Consider the following 19,003-nt stretch of genomic DNA (forward strand, 5'->3'; position numbering starts at 1 on the left):
TCCGTAACTGCTCGAAATGCCGTCACGCGAAGTCATGCTGAAGGTCGGCGGCGTCGCCGCAGTCGTGGTGGTCTTGGGCGTCGCGCTCGTGGGCGTCCTCGCCGCGACGGGCGCGTTCGCCGCACCGACGGTCGTGTCGACGACCTACGAGTGGGGCGCCGTCGCCGACGAGACGACGGAGATCGAGACGACGGTCGCGGTGGACAACCCCAACCCCGTTGGAGTCCCGGGCGTGGTCGACGTCGCGTACACGGCGCAGTTGAACGACGTGACGCTCGCCCGCGGCGACCGATCCGGCGTCGGGTTCGGCCCGGGCAAAAGCGAGTTCACCCTCACCGCGGCGATGGAGAACGACCGCATCGCCGACTGGTGGGTGACCCACGTCGACGGCGACGAGCGCTCGGAGCTGACCGTCGACGCGAGGGTCGACGCGCCCGGGTTCTCCCGGGAGCTCCCGGCCAAATCCTCGACGATCGAGACCGACATCCTCGGCGGCTTCACCACCGAGGAGGCCCGGACCGTCGACTTCCGGGGCGACCCCCTGCTCACCCTGCGGAACCAGCGCGCCAGCTGGGGTGACGCGACCGGCGAGACGACGCCACTCTCCTTCTCGGCGGACGTCGAGAACGTCCACGACTACGCGGTCACGCTGGACGGCGTCGAGTACGTCGTCGAGATGAACGGCGTCGAACTCGGGCGCGGCCAGCGCGAAGCGGGACTCGACGTCGCGCCCGGCGAGTCGGGGGCCATCGACGTGACGGTCGCCCTGGACACGCCGAAGATGGCCGACTGGTGGCGCGAACACGTCACCGACGACGAGCAGAGCAACATGACCGTCGCGATGTACGGCACCGTCGACCGCGACGGCGAGCGCCAGCGCGTCCCGATGCGGGTGTTCGACCGCCGGCTCCGCCTGGAGACGGATCTGCTCGGCGACGGCGGGACCAGCGTCACCCCGGTCGACGCCCCCGGACGAACGGACGATTTCGAGCCACCGAGGGTCGCCGACACCACCCAGGAGTGGGGCTCCGTCACCGACGAGACCACCGAGATCCACACCGACGCGACGCTCGACACCCCCGACGACCCGGGCCTGGCCGACCTCCTGACGCTCGACGTGCGCCAGGAGGCGACGATCAACGGCGTCCCGGTCGCCAGCGGGGAGACCAGCGTCGAGACCGTCCGGGCGGGCACCGACACCCTCTTGCTGACCAGCGAGAAGGACAACAGCCGCGTCCCGGCGTGGTGGGCCCGCCACCTGAACGACGGCGAGCGCTCGCGGGTCGTGACGACGCCGACCGCGACCGCCGACGTGGGCGTGACGAAGTTCGACGCCGACCTCGGGACCCGCGAGAGCGTCTTCACGACCGACCTGCTCGCCGGGATGAACGGCGACCGGAACGAGAGAGTCAGGGTCCAGGGCCGGACCGCACTGGTCGTCACCGGCGTCAGTTCGGAGTGGGGCCAGGCCACCCCCGAACGGGCACCCATCGCGACCGAAGCCGCGGTCCGCAACGAACTCGCGTCACCGGTCGAGGTGCAGACGGTCCACTACACGGTGACGACCAACGGCGTCACGCTGGCCGACCGGAGCGACACCGTCGGGCAGGTGATCGGCCCCGGCGAACGCGACACCGTGACGACCCGCCTGGTCCTCGACAACAGTCGGATGGACCGCTGGTGGGTGCGACACGTCCGCGACGGCGAGCGCTCCAGTTTCGACGTGAACGTCGAAGTGACCGTCAGCGTGCTGGGCCGGACCGAACGGGTCGAACTCGACTCGCTGGCCCAGTCCGCGACCGTCGAGACCGACCTGCTGAACGCGACCGGGGAGTGAGCGCCCCGCCTACTCGTTCATCAGGCCGCCTTCCTCGACGCGCATGACGCCCTCGCCGTCGGGGAGGTTCGGCGCGTCGACGAGCTTGACGATCCGCTTGTTCCCCTTGGACTTGCGGAGATAGATGCGGAACGTGGAGGTGTGACCCAGGATGTTCCCACCGATGGGCTGGGTGGGGTCCCCGAAGAAGGAGTCGGGGTTGGAGGCGACCTGGTTTGTGACGACGACGGCGGTGTTGTTGAGGTCGCCGACGCGCATCAGGTCGTGGAGGTGTTTGTTGAGTTTCTGCTGGCGCTCTGCGAGTTCGCCACGGCCGACGTACTCGGCGCGGAAGTGGGCGGTCAGCGAGTCGACCGCCAGCAGGCGAACGGGGAACTCCCCGTCCTGGCTCTCGCTCGCGATCTCTTTGGCCTTCTCCGCCAGCAGGATCTGGTGGTTCGAGTTGAACGCCTTCGCGACGTGGATGTGGTCGAGGAAGATCTCGACGAGTCGCTCCATGTCCGACTCGTCGTCGACGCTTGCCTCCTCCATCCCGAACAGTTCCATCGTGTCCTGGAGGACCTCGTCGTCGTGCCCGCGGACCATCTGATCGATCCGCTCGGGGCGGAAGGTGTCCTCGCTGTCCACGAAGATGGCGCTGCCCTCGAGGCCCCCGTGTTCCTTGGGGAGCTGGACGTTGACCGCGAGCTGGTGGGTGACCTGGGACTTGCCGGCCCCGAACTCGCCGTACACCTCGGTGATCGACTGGGTCTCGACGCCGCCGCCGAGCAGTTCGTCGACCTCGTCGACGCCCCAGGTGAGTTTGCCGATCTGTTCGCGCCGCTCGAGCACCGCGGCCCCGGACTCGAAGCCGCCGATGTCGGCGGCCTCGCGGGCGGCCTGGATGATGTCGGCGGCGCTGGACTCGCCGATGTCGGCCGTGTTGGACAGTTCGCCGGGGCTCGCCACCGCGATCCCCTGGTAGCCGTCGAACCCGTTCTCGATGAGCTTCTCCGCGGTCGCCGGACCGACGCCCGGCAGTTCTTCGAGGTCTGCGCTCGTTGCCATACGCCGGTCTTCTGCCCCCTGGCACATAAACCCTCGTTAACACCGTAGTGAAAGTGAAACTGGCCGAAGGCGGCGGGGCGGTGGCGGTAGCTGGCCGTAGGTTTAGGAGCGATACCGGTCGCGCTAACGGTTCTCATGGCAATTACAATCTTTATATATGAGTGTCTGTTGATACTGTGCAACGGGGGATTCGGAGTGGAATTCACGATATACACGATACCGCTGTGGATCGTCGCCGTCGTCGGGACCGCGCTCGCGGCTCTGACGGGGTACAATCACGACCAGAAGGGCGCGTATTCGCTGTTCGCCCTGTTCGTCGGGGCCGTACTCTGGGCCGGCGGATACGCCATGGAGATGAGTTCGTCGCCCGGGCAGGCGGCGATCTTCTGGTACAAGATACACTTTATCGGGAGCGCCATCGTTCCGACGGCGATCCTGATCATGGCGTTGCGCTTTACCGGGCGCGACGGCCTGATCAATCGCCGGAACGTCGCGGCGCTGGCCGTCGTGCCGGTCGTCACGACGCTGCTGATACTCACGAGTCACGACATCTGGATACAGGGACACCTGGCGAACACGGGCGCGGACGCGGTGCTCCCGCTGACCTACCAGTTCGGGCCGTGGTTCCCGATCTACGCCTACTACTCGCTGGCGATCGCGCTGGCTGCCATCGCCATGTTCGGGGAGGCGGTCCTCGAGCGCCTCGACGAGGGACTACTCAACACGAGCACCGCGTTCCTCGTCGCGACGATCCTGCCGACGGTCGGGACCGCCATCTACGTGATCGGCGGCACGCAGATCGACTACGGCCCCTTCGGGTTCCTGATCTCCGGACTCTGCATCATGGCCGCGATGTTCTACCTCTAGTCCCAGGGGTGGCCGCGGCCCTCGGGCCAGAGGGGATACCAGTACCCCTCGTCGTCCTCGACGTCGAGTTCACCGTCCAGAACGCTCGCCAGTTTGAACTCCACCGCGTCGTCCCGTTCGTGCCCGCCCGTGGGCGCGAAGGGGTAGTACGCCCCCCGGCGGAACGAGTACACCCAGTAGATCGGCCGATCGGGGGCGTCCCCGGAGAGGGCGTCGCCGGCGGCTTTCCTGAAGGGGAAGAGCGCGGCGAGCAGGCGGGAACCGAACCCGCGCTCGACGAGCGTGTCGGCGGCGAAGTGGAGGCTCGTCAGCAGGTCCTCGACGTCGTCGTCTTCGAGGACGATCCAGTCGTACCCATGCGTGTCCCCCTGGAACTCCGCCACGGTGCCGGTCTCGGCCTCGCCGGCCTCGAGGATGGCGGCGACCTCGTCGACGGCGTCGGCGAAGTCCGTGCTGTCGACGCTCGAAAAGCAGAGGGCGGCGCAGCCGACGGACTCGAACCCGAGGTCGGCGGCCATCGTCACGTAGGCGGTGCTCATCCCGAACAGGTCCTCCGGGTCGGCCGGGCGTGTGGCGGCGGTTTCGGCCCCCAGTCCGAGCGCCTGCCGGAGTCCGTCGAGCAGTCCCATACCAGGGAGATGGGGGCGGACGCTCTTACTCTTGGCCACCGACGAGTTTCGGCTGTCGTTTCGCGACCCGGATTTATGCCGCGCCAGGCCCGGCATGTGGACACGAATGACGTCTCCGGTCATGGCGGCAGTGGCCGCGCTCCTGTTCTGTAGCGCCGTCGCGTTCGCGGCGGTCGCGGTCTGGAGCGCCAGGCGGAAGCCGGGGGCGGGCGCGCGGTGGTTCGCGACGACGATGTGGGTGCTGGCCATCGGTGCGGCCGGGACCGGGCTGGCGTACTATTTCATCGGGTCGGTCGAGTTGTGGACGGGCCTCTACCCACTGATCGTCATCGTGATGCCGACCGTGTGGGCGCGGTTCACCTTCGAGTACTACGGCCTCTTCGAGTTCACCTCCACGCGACGGACGCTCGCGCTGATGACGCCGGCGGTCCTCGCCGCCATCGGCGGGACCTGGGTCGGCCTCGTCGAAGCCGGATTCCTCACGGGCGTCTCGAACGCGCTCGTCGTCGGGGTGTACAGCGGCTACGTCGCCATGCACTTTTACTCGGCCACGGTGCTGGTCGTCGGCGTCGGACTGCTCGTCCGGACCAGCGTCAGGCGGGAGAGTCTGGGCCTGCGACTCGGCGCGGCGCTGGCACTGCTCGTCCTCTCCCCGTGGGTCGGAAACCTGATCCACGGCGCACTGAGAGTGACCAACACGACCGTCCCGAGCGCGGCCGACGAGGTCGCCCGGGCCGGTGCGATCGCGATCGGCGCGGTCGCCGCCGTCACCGCGGTCCTCCGCTACCGACTGTTCGAGGGGCTGCCCGCGGCCGGCACCATCGGTCCGGAGACGGTCCTCCAGGAGATGGACGACCTGGTGATCGTCCTCGACAGCCGGGGCCGGGTCGTCCGGCTCAACGAGATGGCCCGCGGGACCTTCGTCGCCGACGCCGACGTCGGCATCGGCGATCCGCTGGAGGCCGTGCTCGGCACCGGTGTCGAGGGCCTGAGCGACCGGGACGGCGTCCGCCTCGACACGGTGACGGGGCCCCGGCAGTTCGACCCCTCGATGTCGGAGCTGACGAACGAGCAGGGCCAGTCGGTCGGCCACACGCTCGTCCTCCGGGACGTGACCGAACGGTACACCCGAAGACAGCGCCTCTCGGTCCTGAACCGCGTGCTGCGCCACAACCTCCGCAACGAGACCGCGACCATCGTCACCCGCGCGGAGGTGATCGAGGAGGAAGCGAGCGAGGCGGTCGCCGACATGGCCGAGCAGGTCGTCGACACCGCCATGTCGATCGCCGAGGTGGGGGACAAGGCCCGGCGAATAGAGCGGATGATGGCCGTCCCGGTGCGGCCCGATCCCCGGACCAACGTGACCCGCGTCGTCAGGGACGTCGTCGAGAGCGTCGGCGCAGACGCCGACTGCGACATCGACTGTTCGGTCCCCGAGGACGTCGTCGCCAGGGCCGACCGCCGCGTGCTCCGCCCGGTCGTCGAGGACCTCGTCGAGAACGCGGTCGTCCACAGCGACGCCGACGTGCCGTCGGTCGCGGTGACGGTCTCCGTCGACCAGAACGCGACCCTCCCCGTCGAGATCGTCGTCGCGGACGACGGCCCCGGGATCCCCGAGGCCGAGCGCTCACCGCTGACCGCCGGCGACGAGGCGCCGCTCGAACACGGGAGCGGGCTCGGTCTCTGGGGCGTCAAGTGGGGCGTCACCCGGATGGGCGGGTCGCTCGACTTCGAGGACAACGAGCCCCGCGGGACGATCGCCCGCGTCCGGGTCCCGACGCCCGCCGACGCTGCCGACGACCGGAGCGGAGACGGGGCCGCGGTGACGGGAGAGGCCGTCGACCTGTCCCCGCGGATCGTCCAGTCGCGACCCGCGGGTGAGGCTGACGGGTCGTCGGACCGGTCACCCTGAGGCGGGCACGAGGGTTACTCGTCTTTCCAGTCCGCGACCTGTTCCCGGTCGTGGAACTCCCCCTTGGCCCGTCGCTCTCGCGGCCAGAACGCGATCGCCAGGAGCACGACGGTGAACGTGATCAGGGTTCCGACGACGATCCAGCCGGGAACGCCGAACACTGCGGCCGCCTCCAGGGGACCGCCGGGGGCGACCACGAGCACCTGAACCGACCAGGCGGCGAGGAGGACGAGATAGAGCGGGAGGTAGACCCGGCGCAGTCGGCGCGCGTACGCCTCCGTGAACGGGGTCCTGAGTGCCGGTCGCCGCAGGTCCTCGCCGAGTTGCTGCCGCCAGTCGTCGTGGGCGACCCCTGGTTGCGGATCAAGCGCGGGGGCCAGCAGGTTCTCTTCGATCAGGCGAACGCGCGAGCGCCAGGTGTCGAAGGCCCGGTAGCGACGCGTCTCCACGACGTGGAAGAGTCCGAGCACGAGCACGCCGATCAAGAGCACGTAGTGCGGTCGGTCGCCGCTCGAGAAGACGTAGGCAAGCAGGGCGGCGAGCAGCGTGATCGCCCAGTTGGTCGTCAGGTCGACCCGGGTCTGTTCGGTCGTCATCCGGTCGAGTTCGCCCCGGTAGTAGTTCTCCAGGAGCGACGCGGTGACCTCGTCGTCCCCGCTCACCCGTTCGCCGACCTCGGTCGGATCGCTGTCCTCGTCCATGCCGACCACGTGGGCCGCCCACCCACTGCCTCTTGTGCCGGCACCTGCCACCCGGGGCAAGAGGGGACGGGAACACCGCCCGCCGGACGCGGCGTCAGCGCCCCGACAGTTCGCGCTGGAGGGTCTGCAACCGTTCGATCCGCCGCTCGGTCGACGGGTGGGTCCGCGCGAACTTCCCGACGAAGCCCCGCGTGATCGGGATCACGAAGAAGGCGTTCATCTCCGCCTGACTCCGGAGGTCCTCGTCGGGCACCCGGTCCATCCGGCCGTCGATGGTCGCGAGCGCCGACGCCAGCGCCGCCGGGTCGCCCGTGATGAGCGCCCCGCCGCGGTCGGCGGCGAACTCCCGGTAGCGCGAGAGCGCGCGGATCAGCAGGAAGGAGACGACCCACACGACCAGTGAGACGACGATAGCCACGACGACGCCGCCCCCGCGACGGTTCCGACCGCCGAACAGCCACCCCCAGCGGACGATGAGGAAGGCGATGGTCGAGAGGAAGGACGCGATCGTCATCACCGCCACGTCCCGGTTCTTCACGTGGGCGAGTTCGTGGGCTAACACGCCGTCGAGTTCGTCCTCGTCGAGCGCCGAGAGCAGGCCCGTCGTCACGCAGACCGTGGCGGTCTTGCGCGACCGACCGGCCGCGAAGGCGTTCGGCACCGACGTGTCGGCGACGGCCACCGTCGGCATCGGCAGGTCGGCCTGCTGGGAGAGCCGCCGGATCGACCGATAGAGGTCGGGGTACTCCGACTCCTCGACCTCGCGGGCGCCCATGCTCTTGAGCGCCAGTTTGTCGCTGAAGAGGAACTGCGCGCCCATGAACGCGCCCATCACCAGCAGGATGGGGAGCGCGCTCGTGAAGTACAGCGAGAGGATCCCGATGAAGACGAGGTAGAGGACGCCGAGCAACAGCATGGTCAGCACCATCCGGCCCCGGAGTCCCCAGTCGGTCTGCCACTCCATACCCGCTCTAGGGCCTCCGTGCAATTAAGCGCGTCCCGCGGGTCGGGCCACCACGCTCGACGGCCGCCCCGGTCCCGACGCGTCCGGAGCGCGGGGCTTAACCCGCCCAGCCGACTACGTGGGTCCAATGAGCGAGTCACGCGAGTTCTGCCCGCGCTGCGGGGCGGGACTCTCCGAACGGCCGGAACCGCGGCCCGGAGAGCCCAGGGACCCCGACCGCGTGCTCTGTGACGACTGCTACTTCGAGGAGTTCGACCTCGTCGACGCCCCCGACCGGATCGAGATCCGGGTCTGCGCCCAGTGCGGCGCGGTCCACCGCGGGAACCGCTGGGTCGACGTCGGCGCCGACGACTACGTCGACGTCGCGGTGGACGTGGTCAGCGAGGCGCTGTCGGTCCACGTCGACGCCGACGCGGTGGACTGGGAGGTCGCCCCCGAGCAGGTCGACGCCACGACGATCAAGATGCACTGCCGGTTCTCCGGGCTCGTCCGGGGTACCTCCGTGGTCGAGGACGTCCTCGTCCCCGTGAAGATCTCCCGCGAGACCTGCCAGCGTTGCGGGCGCATCGCCGGCGGTTCCTACGCCGCGATCGTCCAGATCCGGGCCGACGAGCGCGATCCCAGCGACGACGAACTGGCCGAGGCCGAGCGGATCGCCCGCGAGTACGTCGACGCCCGCGAGGCAGACGGCGACCGCGAGGCGTTCATCACCGAGGCCAAAGAGACGGAGGACGGCCTGAACGTGCGGCTCTCGACGACGAAACTCGGGAAGGCAGTCTCCGACCGGATCGTCCGCCAACTGGGCGGGAGTTACGAGAGCTACGAGACGCTCGTCACCGAAGACAGCGACGGCAACGAGGTCTACCGCGTCACCTACGCCGTCCGGCTCCCCCGGTACCGCCCCGGCGAGGTCATCGACCCCGAGGACGACGACGGGCCCGTGCTGGTCCGGAGCGTCCGCGGGAACCTGAAGGGGACCCGCCTCGCGACGGGCGAGCCCTACGAGGCGAGCTTCGAGGACGAGAACGCCCCCGAGGCCCGCCGGCTGGGGACCCGCGAGGACGCCGACGAGACCACGCTCGTCACCGTCGAGGACGAGAACGCCGTCCAGGTGCTCGACCCCGAGACCTACGAGTCGAAGACCATCGCCCGCCCCGACTACCTCGACCCGGACGCCGACGCCGTCCCCGTCCTGAAGAGCCGCGCGGGCCTGCACGTTCTGCCCGACGAGGCTGGCAGGAAGCGCGAGGACGACGACGCATGACCGAGGAGCCCCATCCGACCGACGATGCAGCCCCGCTCGCGGCCGTCGTCGCCCGGGAGCGCGCCGAGACCGCCGCCGACGCCCTCCGCGAGGAGGGGGTCTACGACGAGGACCGGGGGGTCCGCCCGTTCGGCGACGACGCCGTCGCACTCCCGGTGATCGAGCCGCCGACCGAGACCTCGATCCGGGAGGTCGTCCGGCAGGAACCGCGGCCCCGTCTGCGCACGCTCGACGATCACCTCCGGGAACGGGGCTGGACCGAGGCCGAACGCGAGCGAGCGCCGAGTTCGTGGGCGGTCGTCGGGACCGTCGTCCTCGTCGACGTCGGCGATTCGCCGCGACCCGACGAGGTGGGCGAGGCGCTGCTGGCGCTGCACGCCAACGCGGACACGGTGCTGGCGCGGCACGGCATCGACGGGGAGCGCCGCGAGCCGGACGCGGAGGTCATCGCGGGCGCGGGCGACACCGAGACGATCCACACCGAACACGGGACGCGGTACGCGCTGGACCTGGCGGAAGTGATGTTCTCGCCGGGGAACAAGGCCGAACGCGCCCGGATGGGCGAGGAAGTCTCCGAAGACGAGCGCGTCTTCGACATGTTCGCCGGCGTGGGCTACTTCACGCTCCCGATGGCCCGCGCCGGGGCGCGGGTGACCGCGGCCGAGATCAACCCCGCCTCCTTTCGCTACCTGCTCGAGAACGCGAAGCTCAACGAGGTCCACGACCGGGTCGACCTCTACCGGGCCGACTGCCGGGACGTGGCCGACGGCGTCGACGCCGACCGTGTCGTGATGGGCTACTACGAGGCCTGGGAGTACCTGGACAGCGCCCTCGACGCGCTCGTTCCCGGCGGAATCGTTCACATGCACGAGGCGACGCCGAACGCACTGGTGTTCGACCGGCCGATCGACCGCCTCCGCGACGCCGCCGCCGAGCGCGGCCGGGCGGTCGAGATTCTGGACCGCCGCCGCGTCAAGGGCTACAGCGAGGGCGTCGCCCACGTCGTCGTCGACGCGCGGGTCGCGTGAGCCGGCGCACCCGTCGTCTCCCCGAAAGCTCTAATTCCCGCGGGGACGAACGTGGCGTATGGACCGCAAGCAGCTCATCGCGATCATCTTCACCATCCTGATGATCGGGTCACCGATCGCGTACGCCACGGTCAGCTTCTTCTAGCTGTCCCAGACGTCCGAGAGGGGGTGGGAGTCGTCGGCGTCCCGGCCGTTCGAGCGGCGCGACCGTGACCGCGAGCGAGTCCGGGCCGTCCCCCGACCGCCCGACTCACCGACCGCAGCGGTGCTGTCGAGCGGCGGCAGGTCGGGCACCGTCATCCGGTCGACCTGTTCGGCGAACCAGTCGGGCATGTCCGTCCGGGCGCGGTCGAACAGGTCGAGCAGCGACGAGTCGCCGAGGTACGTCGCCCCGTAGTCGTCGGGCGCGCGGACGACGCGGCCGCAGGCCTGGATCACCGTCCGGAGTGCGGCCCGATAGTACCAGCCCCACTGGCCGTCTTCGAGCCGCTGTTCGACTCTGGAGTCTCTGGTGTTGGGATAGGGCGCCTTGCAGAGCAGTTGCCAGCGCGCCAGGTCGCCCTCGAGGTCGAGGGCCTCCTCCATCTTGACCGAGAGGAACACCTCGTTGTCGTCGCTGCGCTTCCACGTCGAGAGCACGGCGTCGCGGTTCTCCCGGTCGTGGGTGCGCACCCGCTCGCTGACGCCGTACTCGGCGAGCATCTCGACCAGTCGCTCCTGGATGTCGTAAGAGTGGCAGTGCACCAGTCCCTTCTCGTCGGGGTGGGCCTGCATGATCCGCACGAGCACCTCCGCCATCTTCGGCAGCGTCTCGTCGCGGTGTTCGTAGGTCATCTTCCCCCGCGTCACGTCGTACAGCGGCCGGTTCTCGACGGGGAAGGTGTGGTCGACCTCGACCATCGCGACCCGCGAGGGATCGAGGCCAGCGCCGGCACAGAAGGCGTCTTTGCTGAGGATGGTCGCCGACAGCAGGGCGAACTTCTGGCCGCGGTCCCAGACGGTGTGTTTCAGGTACCGCTCGGGGTTCATCGGCTTGATCGTGACCGCCGACCCCGCGCCGTCGGGCTGGTCGACGACCCAGGTGGTCCCGCTGTCGGGGTCGCGATAGTCCTCGAGGAACCACTGGAGTTCGGAGATGAGTTCGGTCAGTCGGTCACGCTCGGCCACCTCGTCGGGGTCGAGTTCGGCGTTCCCGCGGAGCTCCTCCTGGCGGCGCGAACAGATCCGCATGACTCGTTCGACGTACCCCTCGGCCTGGTCCGGGCCGTCGATGTCCGGGGGCTGGACGTCCTCCCACACGGGCACGCGGCGCGGCGAGAGGTCGATGGTCGCGTACATCTCCGCCCACTCCGCGAGGCCGTGGGCCTCGTCCACCACCACGACGTCGCGCTGGCCGAACACGTCGGAGCCGGCGGTCTGCATGAAGTAGGCGAGCGTCATCGCGGCGATGGGTCGGTTGGCGGCGATGGAGCGGTCGGAGAAGTACGGACAGCGGTGTTTGACCTGGCAGTCGAACATCCGCTCGCGGACGCAGGGGGCCTGGTCGACGGGCGTATCGGTCTCCCCGGGGAGGATGCAGGAGTAGTTGTTCTTCCCGCGGATGATCTCGAGGTCCTCGAGCAGGTCGTCCGAGGCCACGTCGTCGAGTTGCGAGACCTGCGGCGTGGTGTAGTAGGCGCCGATCGGCTCGTTGGCCTCGGCCTCGCTCGCGGTGCGGGCGGCGCCGGCGATGGACCGGGCGAGCAGGGACTTCCCGCTGCCGGTGGGCGCGCGCACCAGCACCACGTCGTTGCCCGCCTCGAACGCGGCGCGGATGTCCGCGAGGGCCTGCTCCTGATTCCCGCGATAGGAGGGCGCGGGAAACTCCGTCTCGATCCGGGCGGGGTTCACGTCACCCAGTCCACGCCTCCGGGGCTAAAGTCGTTCGGCTCGAACTATCCGGAGGGATTAAGGTCCGAGTATCCGTCACATCGGTTGACATGCACGAATCCCCGCGCAGACGCGTCCTCCGGAGCGGCGGTGCCCTGCTCGCCGGCGGCCTGACGGTCGGTCTCGGCGGCTGTTTGCAGGACGGCGACGACGGAGAGTCGACTACCACCGACGACGGTGACGATACCGACGACAGCGACGCCGCTGTCGGCGACTACGCCGACTGGCTCCCCGCGCCCGCGGCGCTGAACACCGACCACTACAGGTTCGTGGCGGTCGATACCGCGGCCGTCCTCGACGCAGAGGTGTCGATGGAGAGTTCGGCATTCACCGGCATCGCGTCGCTTGTCGACGGGTTCGAGGGCGTCGAGCTGGCGGACCTGTCGAAACTGTACCTGATCGACAGTGCGGTGGTCGCAGTCGGCGACGTCGGTGGGTACGGGTCCACCCTCGAAGACGAGGGCGTGACGGCAACCGACACGCTCGGCGAGTTCGATCTCTACGAGAGCGCCGGCGGTGCGACCGCCGTCTCCGGCGACGCGGTGATCAGAGCCGGCGGCTTCGCGGGGAATCCAGCCGGACGGGTCGAGACCATCGTCGAGGCCAAGCGAGGCGCGATCGACCGCTACACCGACGTAAGCGAGGACTGCCGGACGCTCGTCGCCGCCATGGAGGGCGGTTCGATCGTCGGCGGCCGGACTCGCGAGGCCGGGTCCCTCCTCGACGGTCTCGCCGCCGACGGGGTCCACTGGTCGTTCGACGGTAACCCGGCGACGTACGCCGGCCCGTTCGTCTTCGAGAGCGAGAGCGCGGTGGACGTGTCGGCCGTAGAGCGCCTGCTCGCCGACGAGGAGTTCTTCCGGGCGTTCGAGTCGCCGACGGTCACGAGCGACGGTCGGGTCGCGGTCGTGGAGGGGACGACCGACGCCAGTTCCCTCGATGCGCTCGGACCGACCTACGACGGCTCGGGCGGCGGTGGCGGCGGGAGCGCCGACCGTGCGCCCCAGATCGCGTTTTCCTTCGACTACGAGGCCCGCGGCGACGACGTCGGCCTCCTCAGCGTCCGTCACGAGGGCGGCGATACGGTCAGGGCGAGCGAACTCCGCCTCCGCGGCGCGGGCATCCTGAGCGCCGACGCCCTGCCCGACGCGACGGCCGGCGACGTCGACGTGACCGAGACCGGGGCCCGGTGGCCGGCCGCGAACACGTCCAGCGAGCTCGACAGTGACGCGGCCGTGTCGGCCGGCGACCAGGTCGCGATCGCCGTCACCGCCACCGTCGATATCTCGGTGGTCTGGGAGTCCGAAGACGGCGACAGTTCGGCGACCCTCTCCCGGTTCCAGGGCCCGGACGCCTAGAGCGCCTCGACGTCCGCGGCGGTCGCGTCCCGGTCGTCGGGCAACTTCTCGATGCAGTCGTAACAGAGCAGAAACTCCGAGCCGTCGGACAGTTCCAGCGCCAGCCCGTCGGCGCGGTCGCCGCCGAACCGCCAGACGTCGGCGATCCCGCCCGCGACCTCGACCCGCTGGCCGCAGCCGTCACAGGGCTCGTGTGCCATACCCGTGACTGGGGGCGCCCGCGGCTAAGGCGTTCCGACGCCGTGGGAACGCGGACTCCCCTGGCCCTACAGCAACCCTTCCTCCTGAAATTCGAGGTCCAGGCGCACCCCGAGGGCCGTCTCGACGGCGTCGGCCACCGCCGGGGCGAACTCCGTGTCCGGGTCGGTGCAGACGGGGAGATCCGCGACCGTCGTCACGTCGCTCCTGGGGATCGTGGCGTCGGCGGCACCGACCGACTCGCCGGGATCGGCGAGGGTCGCGACGACCGTGTCCGCCGGCGCGTCGATGTCGTGCATCCGATCGCGCATGGTGGGAAGCCGGTCCAGCCCCCGCTCGCGGGCGGGGACGACGAGCGCGACCCGATCGGCCGCCGTGACCGCCGCGACGGCCTGGTTGGCCGCGACCGGCGGCGTGTCCACGAGGACGTGGTCGAAGCGTGCACTGGCCTCGTCGACGAGGGCCTCGAATCGCTCGGCCGCCGCCGGGGTCTTCGCCCGCGCCAGTCGCTCGAAGGGGGCGCGGGCGGGACAGGCCGCCAGTCGGCCCGGCGTCTCCACGTCGAGGTCGACGAGACCGTCACCGATCCCACCCGACCCCGTCAGCAGCGCCGTCGCGTCGGGGTCGATCCGGCCGGGGACGTGCGCCGCCAGCCCCTGGGTCGCGAAGGCGGCGTCGAGGAGCGCCACGTCCCGGCCGGCCCGCGCGAGGGTCGCGCCGAACTCCACGGTCGTCCGCGTCGTACCAGCGCCGCCGGTGACGCCGGCGAGCGCGAGCGTGGTTCCGCTGGTCACACGCGGGGCTGGTCCCCTCCTGTAATTTAAAGTTACGCGTCACTCACGAGCGAGCGGCGGCGACGTCGTCTGCGATCGCGGCCAGTTCCTCGTCCTCGAGATCGGGAGCGGTGCCGCCGACGGCGTGGATCGGGCTGCCGCCGTCGTCGGCGAACCGCGGGATCACGTGGCCGTGGACGTGAGGCACCTCCTGGCCACTCTCCGCACCGTTGTTGAACCCGACGTTGCTGGCCGGCGCGTCGACGGCGGCCTCGACCGCCGGGATCAGGTCGTGGATGGCGGCGTACAGATTCTCCGCGGTGTCGTCGGGCAGGTCGTTCAGCCGCTCGTGGTGGCCCTTCGGGATGACCAGGGTGTGACCCGGCGCGAGGGGGTTCACGTCGAGGAAGGCGAACACGTCGTCGTCCTCGTAGACGGTGTGGCTCGGGATCTCCCCCGCGACGATCTGACAGAATATACAGTCGTCTGACATCGACCGGGTGTTCGACGGCCCGCCCCAAAAGCGTACGCGACGGGCGGCCCCGCGGCCAGGGTCGGGACTACCCGAACAGCAGCGAGGCGTTGACGAGCGCCGCGCCGACCCACGGGAGACAGAGCCCGAGCGGGACGACCGCGCGCTCGCGGCGGGGCAGCCGCAGCCAGAGCGACAGGCCCAGCGCCACGGCGCCGGCTTTCAGGAGGCCCAGCGAGCCGATGCCGGCGTCGGCGACGGCCGCGCGGACCACCGGGTTCCCCTCGGTCAGCCCCTGCCGGAGCCCGTAGTTCGTCAGGCCCACGTCCGCGAGCAGGGAACAGGCGACCAGTGCCCACAGCCAGTGCTCGTGGCGGCCGGCGACGGCGAGCGTTCGTTCGAATCGGCCGCGGGACACCTGTCGGTCGTCGGGGACCCCACCCCGGTCGCGAGTTTCGCTTGCCATGTCCGTCGATCCCACCCCGACGGCCGGGCCGCCCACCAGCGACCCGCGACCGTCGAGCGTCGTGTTCGTTCCTTCGGCTCGCGCGCGGAAATAAGCGTCGATCGACCAGCCGATGGGACCGAGAACCGGAACCCACGCCCCTGCCAGCGAGGCGGGTACCGTCGAGGGACCTCGTAAGCGGGGAGAAACACCTATCGGGTTCGATCCGGTACCACGTGACACATGCGAGACGCACTCATCGTCGACGCGGTCCGGACGCCATTCGGGAAGCGGAACGGCTCGTTCAGGGACACACACCCACAGGACCTGGCGGCGGAGCCGCTGACGGCGCTGGCCGAGCGCAACGAGTTCGACGGGGCAGAGACCGTCGAAGACGTCATCTACGGCTGCGTCACGCCGGTCGACGAGCAGGGGCTGAACATCGCCCGCCTCGCGCCGATGGTCGCGGGCTGGGGCGACGACGTGCCCGGCGTCCAGTTGAACCGGATGTGCGGCTCCGGCCAGCAGGCGGTCAACTTCGCCGCCACGAACGTCATGGCCGGCCAGCACGACGTCCTCGTCGCCGGCGGGGTCGAACACATGACGCGCGTGCCGATGGGCTCGGACGGCAACAGCGTCACCGCGACCTACTTCGAGCACTTCGACGAGGTGACCACCCAGGGCGAGGGGGCCGAGCGCATCGCCGAGGAGTACGACTTCTCACGACAGGAACTCGACGAGATCGCCGCCGACTCCCAGCAGCGCTGGGGCGAGGCCTGGGAGGACGGCCGCTACGACGACCAGATCACCCCCGTCGAGACGGAACTGGAAGGAGAGAGTGTGGCCGTCGAGCAGGACGAACACCCGCGCCCCGAGACCGACGTGGAGACCCTCTCCGGGCTGCCGCTCTCCTTCCGCCAGGAGGGTAACGGCGTCCACCACGCCGGTAACTCCTCGGGCATCGTCGACGGCTCCGCGGGCCTGCTGGTCGCCAGCGAGGACGCCGTCGAGGAACGCGGCTGGGACCCGATGGCCCGGATCGTCGCCACGGAAGTCGTCGGCGTCGACCCCATCACGATGCTGAAGGGGCCGATTCCCGCGACCGAGGGGGTGCTCGAGAAGGCCGACATGGAGATCGGCGACATCGACCTCTTCGAGGTCAACGAGGCCTTCGCCGCCGTCGTCGCGGCCTGGCTCGAAGAGACCGGCGCCTCCTGGGAGGACACCAACGTCAACGGCGGCGCCATCGCCCACGGTCACCCGCTGGGTGCGACCGGCGGCGCACTCATCACCAAACTCGCCCACGAACTCCAGCGCACCGGCCAGGACTACGCGCTCTCGGCCATGTGCATCGGGTTCGGACAGGGCATCGCGACGATCATCGAGCGAGTGTGAGCCCGCGCTGAGAATACGGACGGCCGGAACCGACCCCGACCACGTCCTGCTGCTACAGCGAGTTCGAGTCGGACGGCGCCCCCGAGCCGTCGGCGCGGGCCGCAGCCGCCTCGACGTCGAACTTCGCCAGTCGCGTCCGGAGCCGATCGGCCTGCTCGGTGAGCGAGGCCACGCTGGCGTCGACTTCGGACAGGGACTCGCTCTGTTCGGCGGCGGCCTCGGCGGCGCGGTCGGTCTCGGCGGCGGTCGACTGGCTGATGTCGGCCACCTCCTCGACCATCGAGACCGCCTCCTCGGTGCTCGCGGCCTGGTCGTCGGTCGTGGTACGGATCTCCTGGATGCCGCCGTCGGTCTCCTCCGCGTTCTCGGCCACCTTCGTGAACGCGTCCACCGCGTCCTGGACGGCCTCGGTCGCCTCCTGGACGTGCCGTTCGGCCCGCCGGGCCTCCTCGACGGTCGTCGCCGTCTGGGCCTGGGTCTCCTCGATGCGCTGTTCGATCTCCGTCGCGGACTCGCGGGTCTCCTCGGCCAGTTGCTTGACCTCGTTCGCGACGACGGCGAACCCGTCGCCGTCGGCGCCGGCCGTCCCCTCGCCGGCGCGGGCGGCCTCGATGTTGGCGTTCAGCGCCAGAATGTTCGTCTGCTCGGCCACGTCGCTGATGAGTTCGATGATGTCGCCGATCTCGGCCATCTGTTCGTCGAGCACCTCGACGTTGTCGACGGTGGAGTCGATCGCCGACTCGACCGTCCGGGTGTCCGCGATGGCCTGCTCGGCCGTCTCTTGCCCGTCCTCGGCGATCTCCGCCGTCTCGTGAGAGGCCTCCGCCACCGCCTCGGCGGAGGCGGCCACCTCCTCGACCGTCGCCGAGAGGTCGGTCATCTCCCCCGAGACCGTCTCGAGCATCTCCCGCTGTTCGTTCGCGCCGCTCGCGATCTCCCCGATCGACTCGCCGACCGCCTCGCTGGCCTGCGTGACTGCGTCGGCGCTGGCGTCGGCGTCGTCGCTGGCCGCCGAGACCTCCCGGGCGAAGCGCTGAATCTCCGCCATGGTCGCCTCCGTCTCGGTCATCATCTCGTTGAACGCCTCGGCGATGCGCCCCATCGCCTCGCTCTCGCCCTCGGCGTCGAGGCGCACGGTGAGGTCGCCGTCGGCCGCCTCCGCCATCGCGGCGCTGTAGGCGTCGGCCTTGGCCTCGAGGTGTTCGTTGAGCCGCTCGACCTCTCGCTGGCGGGCCTCGGCTTCGGCCGTGGCCGCCTCGGCCTCGGCCTTTGCCTCCTCGATCTCCGCCTTCTTCTGTTCGAGGCTCTCGACCTCGTCGGTCTTGGCCCGCGCTTCCGCGAGCTGTTCCCGGGCGTGTTCGCGTGACCGCTCCGTCGAGTACCACTGCGTCATCAGCGCCATGGCCAGGCCCAGCACGAACGCGGCGTGGATGAACGCCCACACCCAGGGGTTGTTGATCGCGGCGGCGTGGTTGTACACCCGGCTCGGATCGATCATCCCGAAGACGCCGTGCTGGACGGAGACGTACCCGATCCCGAGGACGAAGGGCAGCCAGTCCTCGTAGACCGCGATGACCGCCATCACGACGAAGAAGTGAAAGTGCGCCTCGATGTAGCCGCCCGAGAACTGCACCAAAAGCGCCGACGCCGTCACCATCCCGACCGACGCGATTCCGGTTCGGGCCCGCCGCCCGAACCGCGACCAGTACGCCAGGCCCGCAGCGACCACGAGGACCCCGAGTTCGGCCAGCACGAGCCACAGCGGGATCGCGGGGAAGGTCGCGCCCGTCACGAGCGACTCGGTGCCCTCGAGCGTCCCGATCAGAAATAGAAACGGGACGTGCGCCAGCAGGAGCACGAGGATGTTTCGGTGGCGACCCCGCCACGTGTCGTCGGGGATCGTCTCACCCTCGGGAACGTACTTGATGAACTCCCGTAGCTTCCGCATCCAGCGATCTCCGGCGAGTTTCCCGCCTTCGGAACGCCCTTCGAAGTCGACCATGTAGCGGGAGAGCCCGTCACCCTCGAAAAAGCACCCGGCCCGAGTATCATTCCGAATAATCGTTCGCGCTCGGAACTCAGTCTTGCTCCGCCAACCAAACGAGGAGCCCATCCCACGCCACCTTTTTCTCGTTGGGTGACTCGCTCCGCTCATCACCACGCCTCGAAAAACGTGGGCGAAAA

Annotated in this window: 17 protein-coding genes; 7 read left to right on the top strand and 10 right to left on the bottom strand. The window is 69.8% G+C overall.

Going from position 1 to position 19,003, the window contains the following annotated elements; translation table 11 throughout:
* Positions 1-16: 16 nt before the first annotated feature.
* Complete coding sequence (locus tag U5918_RS08070; protein WP_336000756.1) at positions 17-1,837, top strand: LEA/WHy family protein; 1,821 nt, start codon at positions 17-19, stop codon at positions 1,835-1,837.
* Positions 1,838-1,846: 9 nt separating this feature from the next.
* On the opposite strand, the gene radA is transcribed toward U5918_RS08070, so the two are convergent.
* Entirely contained in the window at positions 1,847-2,884 is a 1,038-nt protein-coding gene (gene radA / locus U5918_RS08075; protein WP_336000758.1) for a DNA repair and recombination protein RadA, read from the bottom strand.
* 195 nt (positions 2,885-3,079) lie between these two features.
* Between radA and U5918_RS08080 the strand changes: the two genes are divergently transcribed.
* Positions 3,080-3,751: a histidine kinase N-terminal 7TM domain-containing protein gene (locus U5918_RS08080; protein ID WP_336000761.1), complete on the top strand. Its 672-nt coding sequence runs from the start codon at positions 3,080-3,082 to the stop codon at positions 3,749-3,751.
* Here the strand turns inward: U5918_RS08080 and pspAB are convergent.
* Positions 3,748-4,380, bottom strand: coding sequence for a PspA-associated protein PspAB (gene pspAB, locus U5918_RS08085; protein WP_336000764.1), 633 nt, complete (start codon positions 4,378-4,380; stop codon positions 3,748-3,750). The genes U5918_RS08080 and pspAB overlap by 4 nt on opposite strands.
* Before the next feature lie 106 nt (positions 4,381-4,486).
* Between pspAB and U5918_RS08090 the strand changes: the two genes are divergently transcribed.
* Positions 4,487-6,292 (top strand): ATP-binding protein, encoded by a 1,806-nt coding sequence (locus tag U5918_RS08090; protein ID WP_336000765.1) that lies wholly within the window; start codon positions 4,487-4,489, stop codon positions 6,290-6,292.
* Between the two features lie 14 nt (positions 6,293-6,306).
* On the opposite strand, the gene U5918_RS08095 is transcribed toward U5918_RS08090, so the two are convergent.
* Complete coding sequence (locus tag U5918_RS08095; protein WP_336000766.1) at positions 6,307-6,993, bottom strand: DUF2270 domain-containing protein; 687 nt, start codon at positions 6,991-6,993, stop codon at positions 6,307-6,309.
* 94 nt (positions 6,994-7,087) lie between these two features.
* The gene (htpX, locus tag U5918_RS08100) at positions 7,088-7,957 is read right to left on the bottom strand and encodes a zinc metalloprotease HtpX (protein ID WP_336000768.1); all 870 of its coding nucleotides are present in this window, start codon (positions 7,955-7,957) and stop codon (positions 7,088-7,090) included.
* A 127-nt stretch (positions 7,958-8,084) separates the two neighbouring features.
* On the opposite strand from htpX, the gene U5918_RS08105 reads away from it, so the two are divergent.
* Entirely contained in the window at positions 8,085-9,221 is a 1,137-nt protein-coding gene (locus U5918_RS08105) for a 60S ribosomal export protein NMD3 (protein ID WP_336000771.1), read from the top strand.
* On the top strand, positions 9,218-10,249 hold the full coding sequence (locus tag U5918_RS08110; protein WP_336000773.1) for a class I SAM-dependent methyltransferase: 1,032 nt from the start codon (positions 9,218-9,220) through the stop codon (positions 10,247-10,249). The genes U5918_RS08105 and U5918_RS08110 overlap by 4 nt, the downstream gene beginning before the upstream one ends.
* 141 nt (positions 10,250-10,390) lie before the next feature.
* Here U5918_RS08110 and U5918_RS08115 read toward each other — a convergent pair whose 3' ends face one another.
* The gene (locus tag U5918_RS08115; protein WP_336000775.1) at positions 10,391-12,139 is read right to left on the bottom strand and encodes an ATP-dependent DNA helicase; all 1,749 of its coding nucleotides are present in this window, start codon (positions 12,137-12,139) and stop codon (positions 10,391-10,393) included.
* An 89-nt stretch (positions 12,140-12,228) separates the two neighbouring features.
* On the opposite strand from U5918_RS08115, the gene U5918_RS08120 reads away from it, so the two are divergent.
* On the top strand, positions 12,229-13,536 hold the full coding sequence (locus U5918_RS08120) for a hypothetical protein (RefSeq protein ID WP_336000778.1): 1,308 nt from the start codon (positions 12,229-12,231) through the stop codon (positions 13,534-13,536).
* On the opposite strand, the gene U5918_RS08125 is transcribed toward U5918_RS08120, so the two are convergent.
* The 4 genes from U5918_RS08125 to U5918_RS08140 all read right to left on the bottom strand — a co-directional run bounded on the left by U5918_RS08125 (position 13,533) and on the right by U5918_RS08140 (position 15,445).
* Positions 13,533-13,736, bottom strand: a complete 204-nt coding sequence (locus U5918_RS08125; RefSeq protein ID WP_336000779.1) for a DUF7561 family protein — start codon at positions 13,734-13,736, stop codon at positions 13,533-13,535. The genes U5918_RS08120 and U5918_RS08125 overlap by 4 nt on opposite strands.
* Positions 13,737-13,802: 66 nt before the next feature.
* Positions 13,803-14,528: an AAA family ATPase gene (locus U5918_RS08130; protein WP_336000780.1), complete on the bottom strand. Its 726-nt coding sequence runs from the start codon at positions 14,526-14,528 to the stop codon at positions 13,803-13,805.
* Between the two features lie 43 nt (positions 14,529-14,571).
* Positions 14,572-15,000 carry an HIT family protein gene (locus U5918_RS08135; protein ID WP_336000781.1) on the bottom strand — a complete coding sequence of 143 codons (429 nt, stop codon included), beginning with the start codon at positions 14,998-15,000 and terminating at the stop codon, positions 14,572-14,574.
* Between the two features lie 67 nt (positions 15,001-15,067).
* Positions 15,068-15,445, bottom strand: coding sequence for a DUF5658 family protein (locus U5918_RS08140; protein WP_336000784.1), 378 nt, complete (start codon positions 15,443-15,445; stop codon positions 15,068-15,070).
* Positions 15,446-15,667: 222 nt separating this feature from the next.
* On the opposite strand from U5918_RS08140, the gene U5918_RS08145 reads away from it, so the two are divergent.
* The gene (locus U5918_RS08145) at positions 15,668-16,819 is read left to right on the top strand and encodes a thiolase family protein (RefSeq protein WP_336000786.1); all 1,152 of its coding nucleotides are present in this window, start codon (positions 15,668-15,670) and stop codon (positions 16,817-16,819) included.
* Between the two features lie 52 nt (positions 16,820-16,871).
* Here the strand turns inward: U5918_RS08145 and U5918_RS08150 are convergent, their stop codons facing one another.
* Positions 16,872-18,821, bottom strand: a complete 1,950-nt coding sequence (locus U5918_RS08150; protein WP_336000788.1) for a methyl-accepting chemotaxis protein — start codon at positions 18,819-18,821, stop codon at positions 16,872-16,874.
* Positions 18,822-19,003 lie beyond the last annotated feature (182 nt).

Origin of the sequence: Halorientalis sp. LT38 (assembly GCF_037031225.1) — an archaeon.
Classification (GTDB): Archaea; Halobacteriota; Halobacteria; order Halobacteriales; family Haloarculaceae; genus Halorientalis; species Halorientalis halophila.

Coding starts and splice junctions, on each gene's coding strand:
- U5918_RS08095 (WP_336000766.1), bottom strand. CDS start 6,993: ATGGACGAGGACAGCGATCCGACCGAGGTCGGCGAACGGGTGAGCGGG.
- U5918_RS08105 (WP_336000771.1), top strand. CDS start 8,085: ATGAGCGAGTCACGCGAGTTCTGCCCGCGCTGCGGGGCGGGACTCTCC.
- U5918_RS08140 (WP_336000784.1), bottom strand. CDS start 15,445: ATGGCAAGCGAAACTCGCGACCGGGGTGGGGTCCCCGACGACCGACAG.
- U5918_RS08145 (WP_336000786.1), top strand. CDS start 15,668: ATGCGAGACGCACTCATCGTCGACGCGGTCCGGACGCCATTCGGGAAG.
- U5918_RS08110 (WP_336000773.1), top strand. CDS start 9,218: ATGACCGAGGAGCCCCATCCGACCGACGATGCAGCCCCGCTCGCGGCC.
- htpX (WP_336000768.1), bottom strand. CDS start 7,957: ATGGAGTGGCAGACCGACTGGGGACTCCGGGGCCGGATGGTGCTGACC.
- U5918_RS08135 (WP_336000781.1), bottom strand. CDS start 15,000: ATGTCAGACGACTGTATATTCTGTCAGATCGTCGCGGGGGAGATCCCG.
- U5918_RS08125 (WP_336000779.1), bottom strand. CDS start 13,736: ATGGCACACGAGCCCTGTGACGGCTGCGGCCAGCGGGTCGAGGTCGCG.
- U5918_RS08090 (WP_336000765.1), top strand. CDS start 4,487: ATGACGTCTCCGGTCATGGCGGCAGTGGCCGCGCTCCTGTTCTGTAGC.
- U5918_RS08150 (WP_336000788.1), bottom strand. CDS start 18,821: ATGGTCGACTTCGAAGGGCGTTCCGAAGGCGGGAAACTCGCCGGAGAT.
- U5918_RS08070 (WP_336000756.1), top strand. CDS start 17: ATGCCGTCACGCGAAGTCATGCTGAAGGTCGGCGGCGTCGCCGCAGTC.
- U5918_RS08120 (WP_336000778.1), top strand. CDS start 12,229: ATGCACGAATCCCCGCGCAGACGCGTCCTCCGGAGCGGCGGTGCCCTG.
- radA (WP_336000758.1), bottom strand. CDS start 2,884: ATGGCAACGAGCGCAGACCTCGAAGAACTGCCGGGCGTCGGTCCGGCG.
- pspAB (WP_336000764.1), bottom strand. CDS start 4,380: ATGGGACTGCTCGACGGACTCCGGCAGGCGCTCGGACTGGGGGCCGAA.